Origin of the sequence: Arthrobacter sp. UYCo732 (genome assembly GCF_040547265.1) — a bacterium.
GTDB lineage: Bacteria > Actinomycetota > Actinomycetes > Actinomycetales > Micrococcaceae > Arthrobacter.
Genome location: NZ_JBEPPJ010000038.1, coordinates 1 through 6,890, shown reverse-complemented (window position 1 = coordinate 6,890; position 6,890 = coordinate 1). Strand labels below are relative to the sequence as shown.

Genomic DNA, 6,890 nt, shown 5'->3' with positions numbered 1-6,890 from the left:
TTCAAAATAATTTAGTGGCTACAAATGTCGGTACAAAAATGGTCCTTCCCCCGGAATCCAGAAGGAAAACGAGGAAAGGACCAACGTAACTTCAGCTTAGTAAGGCGACGTTCGCAAAGGCTGCGGTCACACCGTCACGCGATATTCGGCTGCTGCTCGGTCAGCAATTGGCGGTAGCTCCTGGCGAGGGTGTCATTTCGGAGTAGCCTCCGTTCCAAAAGCGAGATCTCGGAGGGCCATTGGCCGAGTTCCCTGGCTGCGGTCCCGAGCGTGCAACCCAGTGGTGCGCATTTGGCGGAGATCGGCGTTGTTGGGGGCTGCCTGGGGATTAGTGATCTGGCGGTAAATTTCCCGGGCCGCGTAGCGTTTGAGGCAGCGCATGATTTCCCGGTTGCTGTCCTGACGGATTGTACGTGTCCGCGCCGGCCCGTCTACCCCTCCTTCGTCGGGGGCTGGCGGCACGTTCAGGCGGTGGTTCAGAGCTGACGAAAGTAGTACAGGAGTTGGTCGGTGTGACTTGGCTCGGTGTTGCTGAAACCCCGGGCTTCATAGAAACGGCGTGCGTCTGTGTCTTCGCCATCAACGTTAATTTCGATTATTTCACCGCCTCGACGTTTCACCAGGTCGCATACGGCGGCGAGGAGCGCGGTGCCCAGGCGATGACCGCGTTGGCCGGGGCGGACGTAGAGTTCGTCGATTATCGCGACGGGCCCTTGATACCAGACGTTGAGCCGGAAGCTGATCACTGCCACTCCGGTTGCCGGCTCGCCAACAAGCAGTACGACGACGTCGTCCCCCGCCAAGAGGGAGGTCAGCCGCGCGGCAATTGTTTCGATCCCCGGTGTTGGTGTGGCAAATTCGGTGTTGAAATCGTGCAGCATTCGGGCAACAGTTGGGGCATCGGCGGTCGTCGCCCGCCGTGGGGTTCCGCTGGTTGCAGTCTCATTAGCAGTCACGGCTTCATCATGCCGGGCATGCGATCGCGGGTCTACTGGGTGCTGCCGGCGTTAGCGTGTCAGGCTTCCGGCCGGGGTCCCGGCGGCCGTTGCTGAGTGCCGTCTTGTTGTTGACCTTGGAGGTGTAGGAGATGGATCCGTACTGGAAGAGCCGGACGGCGAGGGAGAACATGAGTACCGCCCCGATGTAGAGGATGGCTGCTTCGAGGAGGCTGAGGGAGCCGAGCCCGTTCCGGATCATGGCCGTGACCGGGGCGGAGAACGGGAAGTAGGTGAAGACCTGCACGATAAGGGCTTGCGGGTTGGAGAAGATCAGGGACACCGCGTAGAACGGCACGAAGATCAGGGCGATCATGACGCCCATGAAGTTTCCGGCCTCCTTGGCGGTGGGCATGACGGCGCCAATGGCGACCAGGGTGGTGGTGAACAGGGCGAACCCGCCGAGCAGGATCAGGAAGCCGATAATCATGGGGACCGGTTCGAAGACGAGGGCGGAGAGGTCGAAGTCGGGGATGTTGATCTGTTCGCGGAAGAACAGGTAGCCGATGACGATGGGGGCGGTGAAGATCGCCACCTGCAGCAGCCCGATCGCGAACAGGGCGATGACCTTGCCGCTAATCAGCGTCGTCGGCTTCAAAGTCGTCAGGATCATTTCGGTGACCCGGTTCTCCTTCTCCTCCAGGGTGGAGCCGAGCATCTGCCCGGCCAGCAGGATGATCAGGCCGTAGAACTCGTTCTGGACCTCGTCGATGGTTCCGTAGGCCTCTGAGGTGCCGTTCTTGAGCAGGATCACCCGGTCACAGAGGCGTTCGACTTCTTCCATTTGGTGGGTGACCATGACAACGGTCGCGCCCTTGGCTTTCTGGCCGGCGATGATGTCCATCAGCAGGCGCCGGTTGACCGGGTCGAAGCCCTTGGGTTCGTCCAGGATCTGTAGCTCGGGTTCGGTTCATAATCGTGACGCCGAGCTGGACCTTCTGCTGCTGGCCGCAGGAGAGCTTGTCCAACTGGACGTTGGCTTTGTCCGCCAGGGCGACCCGTTCCAGGTACTCCAGGGACCAGGTCTTGGCGGCGGGCCATGATGTCGATGACCTTTTCCTTCTTGTACAGGCCGCGCTCCTCCGGAAGGTAGCCGAGCCGGCCTGTGTCCTCAGGCTTGAACGGCTTGCCATCGATGTGCAGGATCCCGGCCGTGGGCTGGTAGATGCCCAGCAGCGCCCGGATCGTCGTGGTAGTCCCCGACCCGTTGCTGCCCAGGAACCCGAACGTCTCACCCCGGCCCACCTCGAAGGACAGGTCCCGGATGACCGTCTTGTCTCCGAAATCCATCTTGAATCCATCAATGTGGACGAGTGCTTCGCTCATGGCTGTGCCGAGTGGTGTTTTTCGAGTCTACCCACGGGTGGCGCTGGGAATCGTCTGTCGACAGGCGTCCTTTAGTGCCGATGGCCGGTCGGCTGGTTACGACCGGCAGCTCCGGCAGATCAGGGGTTCCTGGCCTGGACATGGAGGTATTTTTCAAGCAGGTTGGTGGTTTGTCGGCCGCACTTGATGATCGGGGTGAGATGGGCCAGTGCCAGCCGTGGCAAAATACTGCCGGGTACGGCGTGACGGGCTTCGACGCGAACCGACCGCTCCAGGTCGGCGGAAAGGTCCGCCAGGCGCTCCGCGCCCACCATCTGGCTGGAGGACTTCAGACTCAGGACGGCATCCAGGGAGCCCGCCAGATCCCCGCTGGTCAGGGTCCCGCGGACCTTGTCAGTCCTGTGCGGCAGGGCTGCGATGAAGTTCCGCACGAAAAGCTTCCAGATTTTCTCGTCGTCGCCGACGTCGGTGAGGAGCTTGTCGAGCACCGATGGGTCAAGCAGGGGAGCTGGTCCGGAGGCTTTCATCCGTTTTCTTCCATCAGGAGGGTCGGGTGTTAGCCCTGGAAATGTGTGGCCGGTGCTCCGCCTGGCAGAGCCTCCAGGACGGTTTCGGCGACCTGACGGACTTTGACGTTGCGGTGGCTTGAGGCCTTAGCGAGCAGGCTGAAGGCCTCCTCGTAGGAGCACCGGTTCTGCCCCATGATGACCCCGCAGGCGATGTCGATGGACGTCCGGCTGTTCATTGCAGTGCGAAGATGATCGGCCGAGGCCATGGCGGCCCGGACCTGGGCTGCCATAAGTAGGCTGCTGGCGGCAGCCTTGCTGAAGGCCATGACCCGGGCAAGCACCCCCGGGGAGAAGACTTGGCTCGTGCCGGCGAGGATGGTCAGCGCCGCCGGGCATCCCGGTTCCAAGGTCAGCGGCACCGACACCACCGACCGGTAGCCGGCGTGCCGGAGAGGTCCCCAGAACCCGGGCCACCGGGCATCGCGCGAGTAATCGTTGACAATGATCGCCAACCTCCCGCTCAACGCCTGCGACACGGGACCGTCCCCGTGGGCCCTTTCCCATTTGACCAGCTCTTCTGCCTGGTCGGCGCTCCCTGCAGAGAGGGGTGTCTGGCCGGGACGGGCCAGAGTCACGGCGCCGTCCAGGGCGCATCCGGCGGCCTCGGATAGGGCCGACGCTGCAGCACGTGCTAGGAGGCGGAGCGATTCGTCGTCTCGGTCGGCGCGCAGATCCAGCAGCAGCCCGGACCGGGTGGGCGGGCTTATTGCCGAGGCTTTCGGGGCCGGTGACTGGCCGCTGGACCACACTGTCCCGCCGCCTTCACCGGCCCCAGTCTGATGACCTGCCGGTCGAACGAGTAGCTCTGCCTCCATGACCTGTCCCCCTGACAGTCGAAATACCACGAAGCGCTCCCCGAAGGGGCACTTAATCGACGCTACGGGGCGGGGGGAATGAAGGCCCGAGTAGTGTGTACTCTATTTTGCCAACCGCCGAATACGGGCTACATTCGGATGACTCTTAGCGATCATTCGGTCCGAGCCAAGGCCAGCGTCGGCGTAGGCTGCAATGTCCTATTCGTTGATGAGGGCCCGCCGCGCCTCCAGCATCACATCCGGTGCAAAATCGCACAGGACGGTCACCTCGCTGACCAGGCGCTCGGCAGTTACCGCGGCCAGGTCGAACCGGTTTTCTCGGACGAGCATTTCCAGTTCCAGGCAACAGACTTCAGTGCTGAAGGCACCGGTCATCGCCGAAGTGACCTTTAGGCTCAAGATGGCGTCGGCGGATGCTTTTTGGTCGTGCTCGTGCAATCCGGTCAGGATCTGTTCCAGCCGGGCGGGCAGCATGCCCATATGCGTTTCAAGGAACTTCAGTGCCTCGTCCGAGTCCTTCAGTTGGTCGGCCGGAGCCGCTTATCCAGGCCGGACGTTCCGGGCTCCGGGTGGGCGGCCCCGCGTCCTTCCGTCACGCCAGCCGGGAAGGAATGTATTCAGTTGTGTTTCTTTGTCCAGCTCCAGTTCGTTGCGGCGGTACTTCATACGTTGGATGTGCAGCCAAATGCCCAGGGCCCGTTCTTCTTCGGTGTCTGTCTTTTTGTGGCGGGCTAGTCGTTCCGGCAGCCATGTAGCCGGTGAGTTCTTGCAGGCGCTGGTCCCAGCGTATTTCGTCGTCGTCTTTGCGGGTCCGTCGTTCCCAGCCGGGGATTTCCCCGAGGCCACCAATTTGGGCTCCGCCCTGAGTAGCTCGCTGCCCGAAGTAGAACCCGACCACGGTCGTCAGCAGTGTCCCCACCGTCAATGCAGCAGCCCTCGCAAAATCACCACTGGCCGGATGTGCGGCCGCGCTAACTTCACCTGGAATGTCCTGACCGCCAAGTCCGCCTGCGGGTTCTCGACGGTCACTTCCAGGACGCGTTCCTGGGGCAAGGACTTCAACGCATCAGCCGTCACCCCGGTCGAAACATACCGCAGCGGCAAGTCCGAAGCTGTCCTCGGTGAGGTGCTGGCGGCAACGCCTGGGCTCCGTGACCGGTTAGGCTGCAGACCAAGTGCGGGATCCGGCTCAACGAGCGCGGGCTTGCCACGCACGATGACCTGAGCCGGGAATCCATCCTGGAGCGGGTGGACGGCAGCCTGGAGCGGCTCCGGACGGACATCGTGGATGTGCTCCTGCTGCACCAACCCGAAGCGGGCGTGGCTGGAGAGTCAGGTCCTGGTCAACCACGTGGACTCGCTGGATGACGGCTTTCCGCACGGCACGCTGGAATACTGCGCCAGCCATTGGGTCACCCTGCAGGCGTACGGCGCGCTGGCCGCGGGCTGTACACCGGTGCGGCGCCGGAAGACCCGACGTCGGCGGAGACTGCCGCGGCCGTCCTCGTCCGGGAGCTGGCCGGCACATACAGCACCACTGGGGAGGCCATCCTCCTGGGATGGCTGCTGAAGCACCCCGCGGGTATCGCGCCCGTGATCGGGACGGTCAACCCGGCACGGATCGCTGCCTGCGCCGACGCGTCCCGGGTGGCGGCGGCCATGACCCGGGCCGACTGGTAGGGCTGTGGATCACGGCGCGGGGGAGCAACCTCCCCTAACGCCGATCGGTGGTTGGGCTAGTGTCCGGTGGTTGAGCTTGTCGAAACCCGGTTCAGCCACCGCCACGGGGCAGTTATGTTCGTATTGGTCACCCCGTCAGCCCATCCTGCTTAGCGCTCGCAGGGCCCGGCCAGATACGGTAGATGCATGACGTCAATCACCGCCACCGAGACCGTACGGCCCGAGCGCCACATCCCAGCTGAAATTGCCCGTTCCTGGCTTCTGGTCAACGCGATGAAAACCGAACTGTTTGACCAGTCGGCCGTTTCGCGCGCCGACTCGATCATCCTGGACGTCGAAGATGCGGTGGACCCGTCGCAGAAGGACGAGGCCCGGGGAAACGTCATTGACTGGCTGAGCAGCGGCGGCAACGCCTGGGTCCGGATCAACGATGCCACCAGCCCGTTCTGGGCCGATGACCTTGCGGGACTGCGCGGAACCCCGGGCCTGCTCGGCGTGATGCTCGCCAAGACCGAGTCCGCCGACCAGGTGACCGAAAGCTTCCACCGCATGGACGGCAAAACGCCCGTCATTCCGCTGGTTGAATCCGCGGTGGGCATCGAGGAGGCCAACAATATCGCCAAGGCCCAGGGCGCCTTCCGCCTGGCGTTCGGTTCCGGCGATTTCCGCCGCGACACCGGCATGGCCGCCACCGCCGAGGCCATGGCCTACCCGAGGGCCAAACTGGTGGTCGCCAGCCGTGTGGGCAACCTGCCTGGCCCCATTGACGGCCCCACCGTGGGCACCAACCACCCCATCCTCCGTGAGCAGACCGGTATCACGGTGATGATGGGCATGACCGGGAAGCTCTGCCTGGCCATCGATCAGACCCCGGTGATCAACGAGGTCATCAGCCCCACACCGTCCGATGTTGCCTGGGCTACGGATTTCATGTCCGATTTCGAAGCCAACGGGCGCGTCATCCGTGACGGCTCGGACCTGCCCCGCCTGGGCCGCGCCGAGAAGATCATGAAGCTTGCGGTGGCATTTGGGGTGCAGCCGGCGCTCTGACGGGCTCGGTAGACTTGGTTCGTGCTGAACGAATTCTGGAACACCGCGCCCACCTCCTACAAGGTCATGGTTTTCTGTGCCATGGGGCTGATCGGCGTCGGAATCATCCTGAACCTGATCGGCAACACCTCCGGAAACCAGGGCCTCGCCACCGCCTCACTGCCGCTGATCGGGCTCGGCCTCGTGCTGCACATCGCCGGGATTGTGGTCCGTGGACAGGCCATCCGGAAGAACCTCAAGCGCTGATATGTAGGGACGGTTGTCAAGAGGCAGAGGTGAGCGGCTCCTGGGTTTGTGGTTTCGGGGGCCGTTCATCGTGTGCCGGCCCGGTCGTGGTGTGAGTGGTGGCGAGTCGTTTTCGACTGGCAGTGTCAGGCTCTCACGAATATTAATCTGCGAGGGGCGGTAGGTACCCACTTTGGTGCGCGTGCCGGAAGGGAAATGCGGTCTGGTCA

Annotated in this window: 7 protein-coding genes and 2 pseudogenes; 3 read left to right on the top strand and 6 right to left on the bottom strand. The window is 63.3% G+C overall.

Annotated features, from left to right (window positions below):
* Positions 1-476 precede the first annotated feature (476 nt).
* From ABIB45_RS22225 to ABIB45_RS22200, 6 genes and pseudogenes are all read right to left on the bottom strand, one after another.
* Complete coding sequence (locus ABIB45_RS22225; RefSeq protein WP_354218001.1) at positions 477-881, bottom strand: GNAT family N-acetyltransferase; 405 nt, start codon at positions 879-881, stop codon at positions 477-479.
* A gap of 82 nt (positions 882-963) precedes the next feature.
* The gene (locus ABIB45_RS22220) at positions 964-1,653 is read right to left on the bottom strand and encodes an ABC transporter permease (protein WP_354218002.1); all 690 of its coding nucleotides are present in this window, start codon (positions 1,651-1,653) and stop codon (positions 964-966) included.
* A 15-nt stretch (positions 1,654-1,668) separates the two neighbouring features.
* Positions 1,669-2,321: pseudogene (locus ABIB45_RS22215) on the bottom strand (ABC transporter ATP-binding protein); the annotation flags it as partial.
* Between the two features lie 119 nt (positions 2,322-2,440).
* Positions 2,441-2,848: an Hpt domain-containing protein gene (locus ABIB45_RS22210; RefSeq protein WP_354218000.1), complete on the bottom strand. Its 408-nt coding sequence runs from the start codon at positions 2,846-2,848 to the stop codon at positions 2,441-2,443.
* A 29-nt stretch (positions 2,849-2,877) separates the two neighbouring features.
* Entirely contained in the window at positions 2,878-3,639 is a 762-nt protein-coding gene (locus tag ABIB45_RS22205) for a GAF and ANTAR domain-containing protein (protein ID WP_354217999.1), read from the bottom strand.
* A gap of 264 nt (positions 3,640-3,903) precedes the next feature.
* A complete protein-coding gene (locus ABIB45_RS22200; RefSeq protein WP_354217998.1) occupies positions 3,904-4,185 on the bottom strand; it encodes a hypothetical protein in 282 nt (93 codons plus the stop codon).
* Between the two features lie 604 nt (positions 4,186-4,789).
* Between ABIB45_RS22200 and ABIB45_RS22195 the strand changes: the two are divergent.
* From ABIB45_RS22195 to ABIB45_RS22185, 3 genes and pseudogenes are all read left to right on the top strand, one after another.
* A pseudogene (locus tag ABIB45_RS22195) lies at positions 4,790-5,423 on the top strand (aldo/keto reductase); the annotation flags it as partial.
* 148 nt (positions 5,424-5,571) lie between these two features.
* Entirely contained in the window at positions 5,572-6,435 is an 864-nt protein-coding gene (locus ABIB45_RS22190) for an HpcH/HpaI aldolase/citrate lyase family protein (RefSeq protein WP_354217997.1), read from the top strand.
* 21 nt (positions 6,436-6,456) lie between these two features.
* Positions 6,457-6,681: a DUF3188 domain-containing protein gene (locus ABIB45_RS22185; protein WP_354217996.1), complete on the top strand. Its 225-nt coding sequence runs from the start codon at positions 6,457-6,459 to the stop codon at positions 6,679-6,681.
* Positions 6,682-6,890: the final 209 nt, after the last annotated feature.